Source organism: Slackia piriformis YIT 12062 (assembly GCF_000296445.1).
In the GTDB taxonomy this organism is placed as follows: Bacteria; Actinomycetota; Coriobacteriia; order Coriobacteriales; family Eggerthellaceae; genus Slackia; species Slackia piriformis.
The window spans coordinates 311798-328822 of the sequence record NZ_JH815198.1 but is presented as its reverse complement, the minus strand read 5'-3'; the positions used below and the strand labels follow the sequence as shown (position 1 = coordinate 328822).

The window sequence follows — 17025 nt, the reverse complement described above, 5'->3', positions numbered from 1 at the left end:
GCCCCTTCCTTCTAGCAACCTCATTGATAAGGCCCGGCCAAGACCCGCTTCACGGAAAACGGCGCGAACAGCTCTTTTCCCGCCGTTCGCGCCCTATAAGTCCATGCTGTGCTTCTATCAGGCAAAACTTCGTTTTTTCGCCACCGCGACGCAAAGCGCCGTCGCAACCGCAATGGTAGCGATTGACTGCACGTAGGAAAACGGATCGCATATGGCGCCCGAACCCAGCATGCTCAAATCCGCCGCAAGATACCCGTCAAGGCAGTCGCGAAGCGCCGGCGCAAGGCCGGGTATGTTAGCAAGCAGCAGCCGCAGAATATTTTCAACACCGCCGGCACCGAGCGATATCGCGATCACCATGCCGGCTACTTCGCTTTTGGTAAGAAGAACCGCCATAACGGTCAGGACGGAGTAGGCGGACACGCACAATGTCACCTGGATGAACCACTGCAGAAAATCAGCCAGCGAGGGCAGAGCGGGCGCGCATCCCGCCAGGCGAGTCCCAAGCTCTGTCACCGCAACACCCATCAACGTGGCGACAGACGCGCTCAATACGCACCACGCCACAAGCGACAGCGCCAGCGTTGCACGGCCTCCTTTCGCCTGGATAAGGTTTTTCACGTATCCGCGTTTGAAAAGCTCCGACGTAATCGCAGCCATGAAGATCGCATGGGCCATGGCTAAAAACGACCCCGCCACAAAAGACGAGCCCCATACCATAAGCGAAGGCACGCCGTCGTAAACCCCCACGACAACACCCAATTCAGCAAACCAAGGCACATTGAAATGCATCCAGACAGCAATGGCTTCGACGGAGCAGCAAAACACGAAAACGAGCACGAACGCGAGCATCATGCGGGAGCCGCGAAGGTAGTACGCCAGGGCTTTCATCATGCTAAGCACGGCGACCACCCCCCTTTCTCGGCACGCCTGCGCTTGAGCAAGGCCCCGTTCGCCTTCTGCGATTCGGCGCTGCCCTCTTCGCCCATAAGACCGATGAAAAGCTCTTCGATGTCGCGGTGGGAAACAGAAAGCTCGCTGATTACGATACCCGAGCCTGCAAGCGCTCTTCCCGCTTCCTCCGACGTGATGTTCTGCGCGCGAATGGCATCGTCTTCAAGCATGACGAAACGCCCTTCGGGAAGCGCGTCCTGCAGAACGGAAAGCGCGAACTGGGGCGCCGCGCAGCGAATGAGAACGTGGTCGGCGCACGCCTGCTCCACCTCTTCGGTGGAGAGTTCTTTCACCAGGCGGCCTTCGCGCACCACGCCATAGCGCGTCACCATGCGTTCGAGCTGGTCGAGCACGTGCGAGCTCACGAAAACCGTCACGCCCCTGTCGCGCACAAGCGACACGATCAGATCGCGCACCGAACGCACGCCTTGCGGATCAAGCCCGTTGAAAGGCTCGTCGAGCAAAAGCAAATCGGGAGAACCCACCAAAGCGAGCGCCAAGCCCAGCCTCTGCTTCATGCCGAGCGAATACGACTTCACACGCTTATGGGCCGCATCGGCAAGACCAACCTCCTGAAGCGTTTCCGCCGCTACGCGCTCCGCATCCACCACGCCGAGAGACATCGCGCGACAGGCGACGTTTTCCAGCCCGGTAAGAGAACGCAACACGCCTGGCTCCTCGATAAGCGCACCCATTCGTCTGCTTGTACAGCCCGGCTTCTGATGCTCTCCGAGCAAGGCGATCTCGCCCGACGTAGGCAGCACAAGACCGGCCAGCATCTTCATAACCGTAGACTTCCCGGCGCCGTTGCGGCCCACGAATCCGTATATCTCCCCGCGCTTCACCGTCAGGTCAAGCGCATCGACTGCATGTTTTTCGCCGAAGGCCTTCGTCAGGCCGACGGTCTCGATCGCGTTCATGCGAGTCTCCTTTCCTCGACATTTCGACGCTTTCGAGAATACCGAGCGAGTTTTGAGAAACTTTCCGCCAAAGATCAAGAAAGATATAAGAAAAGACCGACGCGATTAATCGTCCTCGGAAAGCTTGAACCCTATGCCCCAGACGGTCTCTATATAGCCCTCCGTACCCGTCCCTTTCAACTTGGCACGGATGTTGGAAACGTGCGTGTTGATGGTCTTTTCGTCCGAAAGCGCTTCTTCGTTGCGCACTATCTCGAACAGCTCGCGCTTCGTGTAGACCTTCTTCGGATGCCGAACGAGCGCGCACACGATGTCGAACTCGGTGCGCGTCAGACGCACGGGGACGCCCGCCGCGGTAAACTCGCGCGACTCCTCGTCTACGACCCACTGCCTAAACGACATCGAGCGATCGGTTGAGGTCGGCTGCCGAAACGCCGCAGAACGACGCAGCAACGCCTCGATGCGCGCCAGCAATTCGTCCAAATCGAAAGGCTTGACCACGTAGTCGTCCGCCCCCATACGCAAAAGGGCCACGCGGTCGGATGCTTCCCCTTTCGCCGAGGCGACGAGGATAGGAACGTCGCAGCGCTCGCGAATGCGGGCAATCAGCTCTTCCCCCGAAAGCCCCGGAAGCATCAAATCGCACAAGACGATGTCGAACGAACTCCCGCTTTCGAGAATCATACGCGCTTCGGTGCCCGAATACGCGCATGTGCACACATAGCCGTCCTGGGCAAGCGCCGAGGAAATCACATCACTGATAGAAAGATCGTCTTCAACGACAAGAACGCGCGCGCCCGCGAACGGGCCGCGCGCCGCCTTTGCCGGTTTGTCGTTTTCTTCCCTACCGTTATTCATAGACGCACGCCCTTCCGACGCAAGACGGCCGAGTAGCCTTCATGCCCATTAATCCAGAATGTCCTCGGTAAACCCGACGCGATAGTTGGAGAATACGACCTCGCCCGCATCCTGCGTGGCATCGAGGTCGACATCGGCGGCAATGCTGAAATCGCTATCGCCATCCGCATCATGGAAAATCTGACGTACGTGCCAGACGTGGTTCGCACGCTCGTCGGCTTCGTCGATGACGAGGTACGCGCTCGAGCGCGCATCGGCGTCCAGGAGAATCTCTTCATGCGCCTCATAAAACGCATCGAGCGCTTCTTGCCACTTTCGTACGCCGAAGCCCCACTCCATATCCACATCCGCCAGCTCTTCTACCTTGTCCGCAGCGGCAAGGCGCACACGGCGGAACAGCGCGTTGCGCACGAGCACCGTGAGGCCGCGGCGGTCGCGCACCACGGCATCCGCTTCGGTCGGCGGCGCAGTATCTTCCACCGCGCCTGCAGCCTCCCATTCGTCGACCAAGCTGGAGTCGACCGAGCGAACCACCAGGCCAAGCCATGAAATGATGTCTTTCAGCCGATCGTCGCGCTTGTCGAAAGGAACGGTGCGGTCGAGCACGCGATACGCATCGGATAGATAGCGCAAGAACGTGCCTTCGCTGCGTGCGATGCCGTAACGAGCCACATACTCTTTGAAGTCCGAAGCCGTCTCCAGCATGTCGCGCAGCACGGATTTCGGCGCAAGCTGATAGTCGCGCGCCCACGGCACCGCCTCGCAGTACTGGACGAATGCCGCATCGAGCATCTCTTCCAGCGGCTTGGGATACGTAACGTCACCGATGCGGTCGAGACGCTCTTCGTAGTCCACGCCGTCAGCCTTCATCTCCGCCATAGCCTTCTCGCGTGCTTTGCGCTCTTGCGCACGCAGCACTTGGCGCGGGTCTTCCAACGTGGCTTCCACCATGGAAATCAAGTCCATGGTATACGTTTCGCTCTCGGGATCAAGCAGCTCGAGCGCCGCAAGCAAAAACGGGGAAAGCGGCTGGTCGAGCGCGAAATCATCCGGCAGATTCATCGTGGCGCGATATTCCACGGAGCCGTCTTCACACTCGACTTTCTCCACCACGTCGGCATCGATAAGCGTCATGAACACTTCATCGGCCCGTTCGTACAGCTTCACCTTTTCCTCAGGCGTCTGCGCCGAATCGTCGATGAGCTTGCGCACGCGCGCCCAGGCGTCTCCCCCTTGCGAAACCACGGCGAGCACCATGGAATGCGTAATGCGCATGCGCGGCTTCAACGTCTCGGGCGCCGCGTCGATAAGCTTGGCAAACGTGTCTTCATTCCAATTCACAAAACCCTCAGGCGGCTTTTTCTTCTTGATTTTGCGCTCTTTCTTCGGATCGCCGCCAGCTTTTTGCAGGGCCTTAGCGTTTTCGATCTCGTGCTCAGGCGCTTCGGCTATGACCATGCCTTCGGTATCGAACCCCGAGCGGCCGGCACGACCGGCTATCTGATGAAACTCGCGGGCGCGCAAACGGCGCATCTTGAAGCCGTCGAATTTCGTAAGAGCCGTCAGAATGACCGTATGGATGGGCACGTTGATACCCACACCCAGTGTATCGGTACCGCAGATGACCGGAAGCAGCCCCTGCTGCGCAAGCTTCTCCATCAGAAGGCGATAACGCGGCAGCATGCCCGCATGATGCACGCCCACGCCGCACCCCAAAAGACGCTGAAGCGTCTTGCCAAACGCCGTGGTGAAGCGCGTTCCCTTGATGGCGTTCTTGATGGCCTCGCGCTGCTCTTTCGTTGCAACGCCGTAGCTTGCCAAGGACTGCGCGGTATCGAGCGCAGCATCTTGTGAAAAATGCACGATGTAAAGCGGCGTTTCGGCAGCGCGTATGGCAAGCTCAACCGTGCCTTCGATCGGCGTTTTCACGTATTCGTAAGAAAGCGGCACCGGGCGCGGAGCATCAGCGATGATATCGACATCCGCATCCGTATGGGCCTTGAGGGATTCGGCAATAACGGAGACGTCGCCAAGCGTTGCGCTCATCAGCAAGAACTGCGTATGCGGAAGCGTCAGCAAAGGAACCTGCCACGCCCAGCCGCGCTGAGGGTCTCCGTAGAAGTGAAACTCGTCCATAGCCACGCAGCCGATATCGGCGCGTTCCCCCTCGCGCAACGCCTGGTTCGCGAGAATCTCGGCCGTGCAGCATACGACCGGAGCGTACGGATTGATGGACACATCGCCCGTAATCATGCCGACGTTTTCCCTGCCCAGCACATCGACAAGATAGAAAAACTTCTCGCTGACAAGAGCCTTGATAGGCGCGGTGTAATACGACACCTTGCCGGTGCACAGCGCCATGAAATGCAGACCTAGCGCCACCAGCGATTTACCCGATCCGGTAGGCGTCCCCAAAATGACATGATCGCCCACCATGAGGCTCATCAGAGCTTCTTCCTGATGAGGCCACGGCTCTATGCTGCGGTCGGCAACCCAGCCAAGAAACAGCTCGAACGCTTCATCCGCCGTAGGAAGAGGCTCCTCCGACGCTATGCACTCTTCAGATTCGCAGTCCGATGCATCGAAGCCCTCGGAGCCTTCGTCAGAGCCCCAGCTCCAATAGCGGTCATACACCGCATCCGGAACAAGTGCGCCAAGCGATCCGAAACGCATCGCGTCGTTTTCCGCCGCCTCGTTTTCCCCGAGCGCCCCGTCAGCGTCCTTCGAGCGCTCGAAGCCGACTCGCTCATCTGCAGCACCATGATCCATGCAGGCTCTCCCATCCGTCATTCGTCAGCGTCTTTGAATTCGCCTTCAATATATCCCAATCGTTTCGAAATACGTCCCCGATGTCAAAAGGGGGCTCGATTCTCAAGCTTGGAAGGCGCGAACCCAAGCCCGCCCGAATCGGCAAGCGCAATTCTCGTGCGGAATCGCCTTCGCCGCTTTATAATGCAACACTTTCTGTCATTGTACCAACGAAGAGATCAAGCTTAATCCGCCGGCATAGCGCCGGCGTGACAATTCGCACCGCCCGCTAAGGAGAAACCGTGTTCACCGACCCTTCGCAACCCCGCCTTTCAACGAATAACCCCGACGAAGACCCGCAGAAGCAAACCGAGCTCGACCGGGAAGAAGATCCCGTCTTCGCGCAGGAGCAGGAGCATCTGAGCCGAACCTACGAAACGCTCGTTAAAATGGCCGCCTCCTTCGCAGCGAAAATCAAAAAGCTCGATGCCGAAGTGGCCGCCGACAAGGAGATGCTCGCAGACGAGCTCACGGGCAACTTCGCCAGCATGGGCGAGGCCTTCGAGACTTACGCGGAATACGCCACCGCCAATAAAAACATCGACCTGTGCAACGCCACGCAGGAACTCAACCTCCAGAACCTCGAGAAAACACGCCTGCTGCTCGAGCAGCCGTACTTCGCGAAAGTCTCTCTGCAGTACAAACCGGGAGACGCCCCGAAAGACCTCTACATAGGCAACGCCGGCATGTCTGACGAGAACTATAAGCGCCTGGTGGTGGACTGGCGTTCGCCCGTGGCTGAAACCTATTACAACCAGGAAAACGGTCCCACTTCCTATGTCGCAAACGGCCGCACCATCAAAGTCGACCTCAAGCTGCGTCGCCAGTTCGACATCGCAAAGGACACCCTGAACGCATACTTCGACACCACGGTAGCCATCCAGGACGCCATGCTTCTCGCGTCGCTTTCCCAGGAGCGCACATCCCAGATGAAGGCCATCACGGCTACCATTCAAAAAGAGCAGAACCAGGTCATCCGCCACGAAGACGTCCCCGTGCTGCTTGTCAATGGCATCGCCGGAAGCGGCAAGACATCGGTCCTTATGCAGCGCATCGCCTATCTGTTCTATCGGCAGCGTGAAAGCCTCAGGCCCGAAGACGTCTTTCTGATCACGCCGAACCCGGTTTTCAGCCGCTATATCGAAAACGTCCTTCCCGACCTTGGGGAAAGCAATCCCGAAACCATGACCTTCAACGAGTTCATGGCAACCATCATGCCCGCCGACCGAAGCCGCGGGCGAGCCGACATCTCCCTTGAATCGCTGCAGCGCATCGACAATGCCGTCGCCGAACTCGTTTTCGACCCCAACGATTTCAAAGACATCGTCTGCGAAGGAACCCAGCTGCTCTCTGCTGGGCAAATCCGCCAAATGGCCGATAAGTTCAAGCGCATACCGGCAGGCCCCCATCTGGTCACGCTCATGCGTGAAGAGCTGCATAAGCGACTGTCCAGCAGGCTCAAGCAGATGGCGGCAACCGAGCGCGCGCAAAACGAGATGCTCCAGCTATCCATCCAGGAGCAGGTGCGCATCTTCCACGAAACCATTGAGCCCCAAAACGAAAACGAGGCGCGAGAGCTTGCGCTCACCTACCTCAACGACCGCTATGCGCGCGCCTTCGACATCGTCGAGCGCGACGAATGGCTTCGCATCGACCGTATAGGCATGCGCCTTCTCGGAAAAGAAGGGCTGCTTCCCGTGGAGTGGGCCTACCTCAAAATGGCATGTACGGGTCTGAGCAATCCGAACGCGAAGTACGTCATGGTCGACGAAGTGCAGGATTACACCACCGCTCAGCTCGTCGTTCTTCGACGTTATTTCCGCCGAGCGCATTTCTTGCTTTTGGGCGATGAGAATCAGGCGATCGGCAACCACACGTCGACGTTCGAAGAAATTCGCGCCGTCTTCGAGGCAAGCGGCGAAAGCGTGCAGGAATGCCGCCTCATGACAAGCTATCGCTCATCCCCCCAGATCACCGACCTGTTCTCGGGTCTTATGCCCCACGACGACCGTATGCGCGTCTCCTCCATCCAGCGCGACGACATAGCTCCCGACCTGCTGGAATGCCCCGACCGAGAAACGTATGAATCCGAGCTCGCACGCGTCGTCTCGCAGGCGCGCGAGGGCATCGAGCACGAAGGCCGCGGACTTGCAGCCGTCATCGCAAACGACCGAGCAGGGGCCCGCCGCATTGCCTCTTTGCTCGGAGACGAAGCGATCGCCCTCATCGACGACAACGCCACGCTGCCCGCAAGCGGAGTCATGATCATGACGCTCGAATTCGCCAAAGGCCTCGAATTCGACCACGTCATCATCCCCGATGCCCGCGAGGAGGTGTTCGGAGACAACCGCATCGACCGCAATCGCCTGTACACCAGCATCTCCCGCGCCACGAACCGCATCACCTTGCTGGCGCCGGGATCTATCACTCCGCTTCTGAAGAAGTAAGCCGCCGCCCGCCGTGCGATTCGCCCTCGCTCTTTCTTCTTTTGTTTCCATTCTGGAAAAATGCTATGAGGAACCTTGGCCGAGTCGCGCGGCGCCGCACGGAGCCTTATACTGGTTTTTTTAACCGTTACCCAATGACGAAAGGTGCACAATGGGCGGATTCTTCGGAGCTGCATCCCACGACGATGTGGTTCTTGATGTGTTCTTCGGCGTCGATTACCACTCCCATCTGGGAACACGCCGTGCAGGCATGATTTTCTTCGACACCGAAACCGGATTCCAGCGCGAAATCCATTCGATTGAAAACACGCCGTTTCGAACGAAATTCGAAGACGACCTGCAAAGCTTCCACGGATGCAGCGGCATCGGTTGCATCAGCGACACCGATCCGCAACCGCTTTTGGTACGCTCGCACCTCGGCACTTTTGGCATTACGACGGTAGGCATCATCAACAACGCGGAACAGCTCATCGAAGAATGCTTCTCCGCCGGCGGAAAGCAGTTCATGGCCATGAGTTCGGGCAAAGTGAACAACACCGAGCTCGTTGCCGCCCTCATCAACCAGAAGGACAGCTTCGTCGAAGGCATTAAGTTCGCCCAGGAGGTCATCGACGGATCGCTCACCCTGCTCATCATGACCGACGAAGGCGACATCATCGCAGCGCGCGATAAGGTCGGCCGTCTCCCCGTCTTGATCGGCAAGAACGAAAAAGGCCACTGCATTTCCTTCGAGTCCTTCCCGTATCATAAGCTCGATTACGATGACGAATACGAGCTCGGTCCCGGCGAAATCGTGCGCGTGAACGCCGATTCCTACGAGACCATATCCCCCGCGGGCAACGACATGAAAATCTGCGCCTTCCTGTGGACCTACTACGGCTATCCCAATTCGAATTACGAAGGGCAGAATGTCGAAGTGGTTCGCTACCGCAACGGCGCCATCATGGCACGCGACGAAGCCAAGGCAGGAACGCTTCCCGACGTCGACTACGTTGCCGGCGTGCCTGATTCGGGCGTGCCCCACGGCATAGGCTATGCAACCGAGAGCAAAACGCCTTTCGCGCGCCCCTTCATCAAGTACACTCCCACCTGGGCACGCTCCTTCATGCCTTCCAACCAGGAGGTACGCAACCGCGTTGCCAAGATGAAGCAGGTCCCCGTGCCCGAGCTGATCGCCGACAAGAAGCTTCTGCTCGTGGACGATTCCATTGTCCGCGGCACGCAGCTGCGCGAAACGGTCGATTTCCTCTACGGCGCCGGCGCCAAAGAAGTGCACATGCGCTCCGCCTGCCCGCCCATTATGTTCAGCTGCAAATATCTGAGCTTCTCGAGCAGCAAATCCGAAATGGACCTGATTTCCCGCCGTGTCATTCAAGAGCTCGAGGGTGACGAAGGCCAGAAGCATCTCGAGGAATACGCCGACTCCTCCACCGAACGCGGCAAATGCATGCTGCGCACGATCTGCGAGAAACTCGGCTTCGACTCCCTGGGATACCAATCCCTCGACGGCATGCTCGAAGGCATCGGCATCGACCCATCCAAAATCTGCACCTACTGCTGGACCGGCAAAGAATAGCCACGTTTCCCGAACTTTTCAAAGCCCCGACGCCGTCGGGGCTTTTTTCATGCAACGCAACCTGTGAGCCGTTTCATCAAGCGCAAGGCATACGCACCCTGAACCCTGGTCAAACAGGGCAAGGCTTGCGACAAGCGCGAGTCCCGCTGTCAAGCTCTTGCAAATTCCACGGAAGCGCAAAAGACGTCAGACCCCTCGAGGCGTCGCTTCGCCTATGATGGTGCAATATCTTGAAACGCCCGCACGAGAGGAGCGCACATGATCGAATACTTCTGCACCGACGAACAGACTCGCTCTCTCGTTAAACTGGACGAAGAAAAGCCCGGTTGCTGGATTGCGCTCTTTGAACCAGCCCCCGAAGAGCTTTCACAGATAACGCAACGTTTCGGCATTGAGGAAGACGACGTCTGCGCTCCCCTCGACCTCGAAGAGGTCTCCCGCATCGAGCACAACGACGTCTACACCATGTTCATCGTGGACACCCCCGTCCACGATAAGACGTCCGGAGAAAAGCGCTACACCACCATCCCTATCGGCATCTTCGAAACGGCGGACCACGTCATCTCCGTCTGTTCGGTGTATCGCGTCCCCCTCATCTCCATCCTCAAGTCACGGCAGCGCAACCTGCATCCCACAGACAACATCAAGGGCTTCACGAGCGACATCTTGCTTGCCTCGTCGGAAGCGTACTTCGCCTCCCTACGCGCCCTGAACCGACGCCGCATGAACCTTTCGCACTCCACCGAGAAGGCGACGCGCAAAGAGCTCGAGGAGCTCTACGCCCTCGATGCATCGTTCGTGTACATCAAAACCTCCCTCACCACGAACGACACCGTCTTCGAACGCTACCGCCGCTACGTGCTGACTCTGCACAACCCCGAAATCATCGACCTTTTCGACGACGTCATGATTGAGAACCGCCAGGCGCTCGAGACAACGAAAATCTATTCCGAGATTCTTGACTCGACGATCAATCATTTCGGGCTGATGATGGATTACGACCTGAACCACACCATGCAGCTGGTCGCGTCGTTGACGCTGGTGCTCTGTGTTCCTACGGTCATCGGCGGCGTGTTCGGCATGAACCTTGAAGGAATTCCTCTATCCGACTCTCCATATGGATTCGCCATCGTCACGGGAATCACGGCCATTCTCCTCGTCGCCATCCTCGTGGTGCTCAAGCGTCTCAAATGGTTCTAGCGCGTCTCCAACGTCGCACTTCGCAACAGCTCGAAGCAGCCAAAGTCCGCATGGCGGCTCGGTCGACAGCGCCCGATATTTCAATCGCTTTTTTGCCGATAACGGCTGCTTTCGCACCGTTCGCTTTGTTGATAGCGGGTGAACGGCGCATTTTCTCGCCTACCGACCTGCACTTTCGCAAAAAATCCCCATTTGCCCTTGCGCACTCCAACACTTTAGTACGATAATTCGCCCCATACCATTTCGATGAAACTTTCGGGATCGCACGTGAAACCGGAAGTGGAGAAACCTCTGGAGAACTCTTAAATGAGTGCCGACGGTGCAAGGCCATCGGGTGCAAGGCGCTGCCACGCCGCCCCGATTGCCGAATCTCTCAGGCAAAAGGACAGAGATGCGGTTTTCTGACTTCATTCAGCTGACTCGTTTCGTTCTCCCGAGGCTTCTCCGGCAAGCCTGAAGGAGGTCGTTACGTGGACGCATTGCTTACCGTAGTCCAAACTATCAACTCGTATCTTTCTAACTACGTTCTGATCATTCTCTTGATCGGTACGGGTCTGTTTTTCACCATTCGCACGCGCTTCGTGCAGGTTCGCTGCTTCGGCGAAGGCGTGAGAAGGCTTTTCGGCACGTTCTCCCTCAAAGGCGGCAAGCAAAAAAGCGGCATGAGCTCGTTCCAGGCGTTGGCCACCGCCATTGCTGCGCAGGTCGGCACGGGTAATATCGTCGGCGCATGCGGCGCCATCCTCGTCGGCGGCCCGGGCGCTATTTTCTGGATGTGGCTCATCGCCTTCTTGGGCATGGCAACCAACTATGCAGAAGCCGTCCTTGCACAAAAGACCCGTCGAGTCGATCCCGACGGCACGGTACACGGCGGTCCTGTCTACTACATCAAGACCGCATTCACGGGCAAGTTCGGAACCTTCCTCGCAGGTTTCTTCGCCGTCGCCATCATCTTGGCACTCGGCTTCATGGGCTGCATGGTCCAGTCGAACTCCATCGCATCCACCTGTAACACCGCTTTCGGCATTCCCACCTGGATCATGGGCCTCGCGATCGTCGTCGTAGGCGGCTTCATCTTCCTCGGCGGCATTTCGCGCATCGCATCCGTCACCGAGAAGCTCGTCCCCGTCATGGCGATCATTTACCTCGTCGGCGGTCTTGCCGTCATCATCGCGAACATCGGTCAGCTGCCTGCAGCGTTCGCGCTGATTTTCGAGTGCGCCTTCAACCCGCAGGCTTCCGTCGGCGGCGTGACCTTCGGCATCATTGCCGCTCTCTCCCAGGGCGCTAAACGCGGCCTGTTCTCCAACGAAGCGGGCATGGGATCCACTCCGCATGCACATGCTATGGCCAATGTGAAAAACCCCCACGAGCAGGGCGTTGTCGCAATCATCGCCGTTTTCGTGGACACCTTCGTCGTCGTCACCATCACCGCTCTTGTCTCCATCATCACGCTCTATGTGGGCGACGGTGCTTTGGCCCAGGGCATGTATGAAGGAATCGACAAGACCAACATGGCTCAGATCGCCTTCGGAGAACTCTTCGGAGCAAGCGGCGGCGCAATGTTCGTGGCAATCTGCCTGCTATTCTTTGCCTTCTCCACCATCATCAGCTGGAACCTTTTTGCAAAGCTCAACGTGGAATACCTGTTCGGCAAAAAAGCAGTCCCCGTCTTCATGGTCATCGCGCTGTGCTTCATCTTCGCCGGATCGCTGCTTTCCAACGACCTGGTCTGGGAGCTTGCAGACATGTTCAACCAGCTCATGGTTCTGCCGAATGCCATCGCTTTGATCGCTCTCGGTGGCGCAGTAAGCATGTGCGCCAAGACCCGCGGCGAAAAATGCGAGATCGTCAAGAAAGAAGACGCTCAGGCAGAATAGCCCGAGAAAACCATAGGACCCCATCAGACGCCCGCGCAATTCATTATGCGCGGGCGTTTTTCTCTGCCGGGCACGCCCCTCTCCCGCACCTCGTGACCGCACGACTCTCTATCCGTCAAGGCAACTCGCTTGCCCCAATATCAGAAGCGGGGGCTTTCACGCAGTCTTCGAAGCCTTCGTCCGCATCGACCTTCATCATGCGATATCCAATGCCGACATGGGTCTGAACATAGCGAGGATGAGACGGATCGAACTCTATCTTTTTACGCAATGTCGCCATGAACACGCGCAGGCTCGCCATATCGGACGCAAGGGCCGAGCCCCAGACTTCTTTTAAGATGTAATTATGCGTAAGCACCTTGCCCGTATTGCGTGCAAGGACACACAGCAGCTTGTATTCCATCGGCGTCAGATGGACTTCTTCGCCGTCAAGCGTCACGCATGCCGCAGCGAAATCGATGTGCAGCCCGCCGTTGTCGTACACACATGACTCCTCGGATGCCGAATAACCCGTACGCTCAACGCGACGAAGCGCCACGCGAATGCGCGCAAGCAGTTCGTCGACCGAAAATGGCTTGACGATATAATCGTCCGCGCCGGCATCAAGTGCAGCAACCTTGTCGGCATCCTCGAGGCGGGCAGATACCACCAGGATAGGAACATCCGACCAGGACCGAATCTTTCCAATGACTTCGGAACCGTCCATATCTGGTAAGCCGAGGTCTAAAATGAGCAGATCGGGATTGAGCGACGCCGCCGCCATCAATCCCGCCGAGCCGCGATCGGCATATTCCACGCGATAACCCTGCAGGTCAAGAGTCATCGTAAGCAAGTTGCGTACAGCGGCGTCGTCTTCGACCACCAAGATGACAAAGCGCCCATTGCCTGTTCCCTCGGCCATATCGCATTCCCTCCTTCGAATGGCAGGCCCCGCGCCGTCGGCAAGCTCTGCATGACTAGCGTTTCAAACCGAGCGTAGATGTCATGTCAAGCGCCGGCAGCGTGAACCAGAATATGCAGCCATGCGGGCACGCGTCTCTCACGCCAATGCGGCCGCCGTGGGCCTCGACGATAGACTTGCACAACGCAAGGCCTAACCCCATGCCACGACGATGGTCGCCGCGTTCGTGCGAACCATTGTAAAACATGTCGAAAACGTACGATTTCTCCTCGTCTACGATGCCGAGGCCGTTGTCCGCCACATCTATGCGAATCCACGAACCATGCTTGTGCGCGGAAAGAACAACCGTGCTTTCCGCAGGCGTGTAATTCACCGCATTGTTTATCAAATTGACCAGAACCTGCACGATCAAGCGAGCATCCATGCTCGCAAGCAGCAGTTCTCCTTCGGAATCGATACGAATCGCATGAGCGTCGGCATGCCGCTCGCAATGGCGCACCGCCTCCTCCATCACGTCGGAGACAACCTCGGCTTGAATGTTTAAATCGAGCCTGCCCTCCTCCGCCCTCGTGACCGCGAGCAGATTCTCCACCAAATCGACCAGCCACAACGAATCCTCGCGAATATCGCGGTACAGCGCAAGGCGCCGGGAGAAATCGATGCGGTCGCCGCCCTCCATCAAGACCTCGGCATTTCCCGAAATACTAGTCAAAGGCGTACGCAGGTCGTGGCTCACCGAACGCAGCAGTTTCGACCGCAACGATTCCGTTTCCGCTTTCACCTTCATCTCCTGGGCCTCTTGGAAAAGTCTGATGCGCTCCATGGTCTGCCCGACCTCTTCCAAAATGGCCACGAGCAGGTTTTTTTCGAACGACCCGATTTCCCCCTCGTCCGCGATTAAGATGCCCGCAACCCCATGCACACGGTCTTTGCCGTGAATCGGCAAGTACAGGCATTTCGAATCCATCAGCGTGCTCGTCGTCGCACCCGCCCGCTCGTCATTGGCGGCCACCCATGCGGCCACTGCACGCTCGCGTTCGTCGGCCATACCGGACGACTCTCCCTCCGTTCCCGGCAGGTCGAAAACGGCCAGTTCGCCCAAACGCGCCTGACCGTCTGCATCGTACATGGCAACAGGCCTGTTCAAAAGCTTGATAACCTGATTTGCCGCAATGGCAAGACATTCGTTGACCGTCGTTGCACGGCGAAGACGACGACTCGTGTCAATCAAGACCTCGGTGCGGTATACCCTACGCACCGCCTGCACGGATTGCGTCTTCATCCGCACAGTCAAAAGAGAAATGGCGAAACCCCCCATAGCCAGGCAGGCAAAGACGAGCGGATAGCTTAAGCCGTTCGCCATCAACGTGAAGCGCGGATACGTGAAGAAGAAGTTATACGCGAACATGCCGACAAGAGCCGCCGCCAAGCTATACGTCACCGTGTCGGCGAAGCGCGCGAAAATCACAATAGAGAGCAAAAAGAGCATCGGCACCACCGGCGAGCCGAACTCCGTCTGAAACGCGCCGAAGCCTACCAAGCACGAGACAACAGTTGCAGCCAAAGCAATCCAGACATCGCGTAATGAAAAACGCAAAATAGGCGATTGTACCGCCGTGACGCGATGCGCCGCGCTGGCATCGGGGACGACGGAAACGCAAAGACCCGAGGCTAAACGCATCAAGCGCTTCGCCATCGTCTCGCCGAAGCCGAAATAGCGTCCTTCGTTTCCCGAAGATCCCAAAACCACGCGGTCGATTCCCGCCGCAGGGACGTATTGCGCGATCTGGACGGCGGGATCGTCGCCCTGGACGGTGACGACATGCGCGCCAAGCTCCTCGGCTAGCGCCACGTTCGAACGCAGCGCCCTTTCCTCCTCCGCACCCAACGCACGTCCTCCTGCGGAAGATTCGACCACCAGCGCGACCAGGTTTCCATGATACGTCTGGGCCATATTCGCAGCAGCACGGATGGCGCGCACGTCACCGGGGCGCTCGCTCACGTACAGCAAGACATCCTCACCCGCGCCAAGACCGGAGGCGTAGGAGTTGCGATTCAGACGGTCGGCCGTGCGACGCAGGGCTATCTCCCGCAACGCCGCCAGATTCTTCTTGGTGAAAAAATGCGACAACGCCCGCCTTGCTTGGTCGGTCTTGTAAATCTTGCCAGCGTTCAGGCGCTCGATCAGCTCCTCGGGCTCGATGTCTATCAGCTCGACCGAAGCGGCCCGATCAAAGACACGGTCGGGAACGCGCTCGTGAACGGGAACCTGGGTAATAGCCGCCACCTTGTCGTTCAAGCTCTCCAAATGCTGAACGTTCATGGTGGTGTACACGTTAATGCCCGCACGCAGCAGTTCTTCGACATCCTGATAGCGTTTTTTATGGCGGCATCCGTCGGCATTGGTATGGGCAAGCTCGTCGACCAGAACAATTTGAGGGCGGCGCTCCAACGCGGCATCAAGGTCGAATTCGCGCAACACTATCCCTTTATGCTGCACCATGGCAGAAGGAATGCTTTCCAATCCTTCAAGCAATGCAGACGTCGCCGGGCGCTGGTGAGGCTCGACATAGCCCACCACCACGTCAAACCCCTGTGCAAGGGCATCATGTGCAGCATCCAGCATCGCGTACGTTTTGCCAACGCCTGCGGCATACCCGAAAAATATTTTCAGGCGACCCTGCGTCTCATCCGCGCTTGCCTCGTCCATCTTGATACGACGAAGCAAGTCGTCAGGGTTTTGCCTCATCTTTTCGCACTCCACGACCACTCGCTTTCTCCGTCGAAACGCCGAAGGGGCGCGGCTTCCGCCCGCCCTCTTCGACGCTCGTTTATCGCAAGCCGTTACAACCTACGGTACGCAACCGCAAACCGACCGCTACAAGATTCCATCAAGCATCAGATTGACCTTCAGCACATTCACGGTCGCATCTCCCAAGATGCCGAACTGCGGCCCATCTGTACATTCGCGAATAATAGCACGGATTTCCTCCTCGGATTTACCGGTATTCTTCGCCAAACGCTCCACCTGATACTCTGCGGCCGCGGGAGAGATATGCGGATCGAAACCGGAACCCGAGCATGTTACTAAATCGCTCGGCACAGGTTCACCAGCGTGCTCGGGGTGGGCGGCGCGGATTTCAGCTACGCGCTCGGCAACGGACGACTCGAAGTCCTCGCTTGCAGGACTGATGTTGGATGGACCTGCCCACAGTCGGATGGACCCATCTTCTCCCACAAATGTCTCGGCGTTGTAGTTCTGAACACGGCCCCACATATGTCCTTCGTCGGAATAGCTCTGGCCAACCAGCATAGAGTAGCGATTGCCATCGGAACCCTCAACGAAGCTACCGTTTGCCTGATAGGGGAATGCCACCTGAGCAACCAGCGTGACGACCGCCGTGTACAAAGCGCCGCAGACAAGCGTCGCGCCGACGAACAGCGCAAAACCCTTCACCCAATTCTCGATGCATTTCATAAT

General features: G+C 57.9%; 11 protein-coding genes and 1 riboswitch. Of the genes, 4 read left to right on the top strand and 7 right to left on the bottom strand.

All coding sequences use genetic code 11. The features are described from left to right. Positions 1-117: 117 nt before the first annotated feature. From HMPREF9451_RS01460 to HMPREF9451_RS01445, 4 genes are all read right to left on the bottom strand, one after another. Positions 118-903, bottom strand: a complete 786-nt coding sequence (locus HMPREF9451_RS01460) for a hypothetical protein (protein WP_009138525.1) — start codon at positions 901-903, stop codon at positions 118-120. Then, positions 891-1874, bottom strand: coding sequence for an ABC transporter ATP-binding protein (locus HMPREF9451_RS01455; protein ID WP_009138524.1), 984 nt, complete (start codon positions 1872-1874; stop codon positions 891-893). The genes HMPREF9451_RS01460 and HMPREF9451_RS01455 overlap by 13 nt, the downstream gene beginning before the upstream one ends. Before the next feature lie 105 nt (positions 1875-1979). Next, entirely contained in the window at positions 1980-2732 is a 753-nt protein-coding gene (locus HMPREF9451_RS01450; protein WP_009138523.1) for a response regulator transcription factor, read from the bottom strand. Positions 2733-2780: 48 nt separating this feature from the next. After that, complete coding sequence (locus HMPREF9451_RS01445) at positions 2781-5501, bottom strand: DEAD/DEAH box helicase (RefSeq protein WP_009138522.1); 2721 nt, start codon at positions 5499-5501, stop codon at positions 2781-2783. A gap of 281 nt (positions 5502-5782) precedes the next feature. Between HMPREF9451_RS01445 and HMPREF9451_RS01440 the strand changes: the two genes are divergently transcribed. From HMPREF9451_RS01440 to HMPREF9451_RS01425, 4 genes are all read left to right on the top strand, one after another. Further along, entirely contained in the window at positions 5783-7987 is a 2205-nt protein-coding gene (locus HMPREF9451_RS01440; protein ID WP_009138521.1) for a HelD family protein, read from the top strand. Positions 7988-8138: 151 nt separating this feature from the next. Continuing rightward, positions 8139-9563, top strand: a complete 1425-nt coding sequence (locus HMPREF9451_RS01435) for an amidophosphoribosyltransferase (RefSeq protein WP_009138520.1) — start codon at positions 8139-8141, stop codon at positions 9561-9563. A 258-nt stretch (positions 9564-9821) separates the two neighbouring features. After that, entirely contained in the window at positions 9822-10763 is a 942-nt protein-coding gene (locus tag HMPREF9451_RS01430) for a magnesium transporter CorA family protein (protein ID WP_009138519.1), read from the top strand. A 281-nt stretch (positions 10764-11044) separates the two neighbouring features. After that, positions 11045-11162, top strand: a riboswitch (glycine riboswitch). A 71-nt stretch (positions 11163-11233) separates the two neighbouring features. Next, positions 11234-12643, top strand: a complete 1410-nt coding sequence (locus HMPREF9451_RS01425) for an alanine/glycine:cation symporter family protein (RefSeq protein WP_009138518.1) — start codon at positions 11234-11236, stop codon at positions 12641-12643. A 115-nt stretch (positions 12644-12758) separates the two neighbouring features. On the opposite strand, the gene HMPREF9451_RS01420 is transcribed toward HMPREF9451_RS01425, so the two are convergent. From HMPREF9451_RS01420 to HMPREF9451_RS01410, 3 genes are all read right to left on the bottom strand, one after another. Further along, positions 12759-13544, bottom strand: coding sequence for a response regulator (locus HMPREF9451_RS01420; RefSeq protein WP_009138517.1), 786 nt, complete (start codon positions 13542-13544; stop codon positions 12759-12761). 55 nt (positions 13545-13599) lie between these two features. Continuing rightward, a complete protein-coding gene (locus tag HMPREF9451_RS01415; protein WP_051000947.1) occupies positions 13600-16308 on the bottom strand; it encodes a sensor histidine kinase in 2709 nt (902 codons plus the stop codon). Between the two features lie 114 nt (positions 16309-16422). Beyond that, positions 16423-17022 carry a potassium-transporting ATPase subunit C gene (locus HMPREF9451_RS01410; protein ID WP_009138515.1) on the bottom strand — a complete coding sequence of 200 codons (600 nt, stop codon included), beginning with the start codon at positions 17020-17022 and terminating at the stop codon, positions 16423-16425. Between the last annotated feature and the right edge of the window lie 3 nt (positions 17023-17025).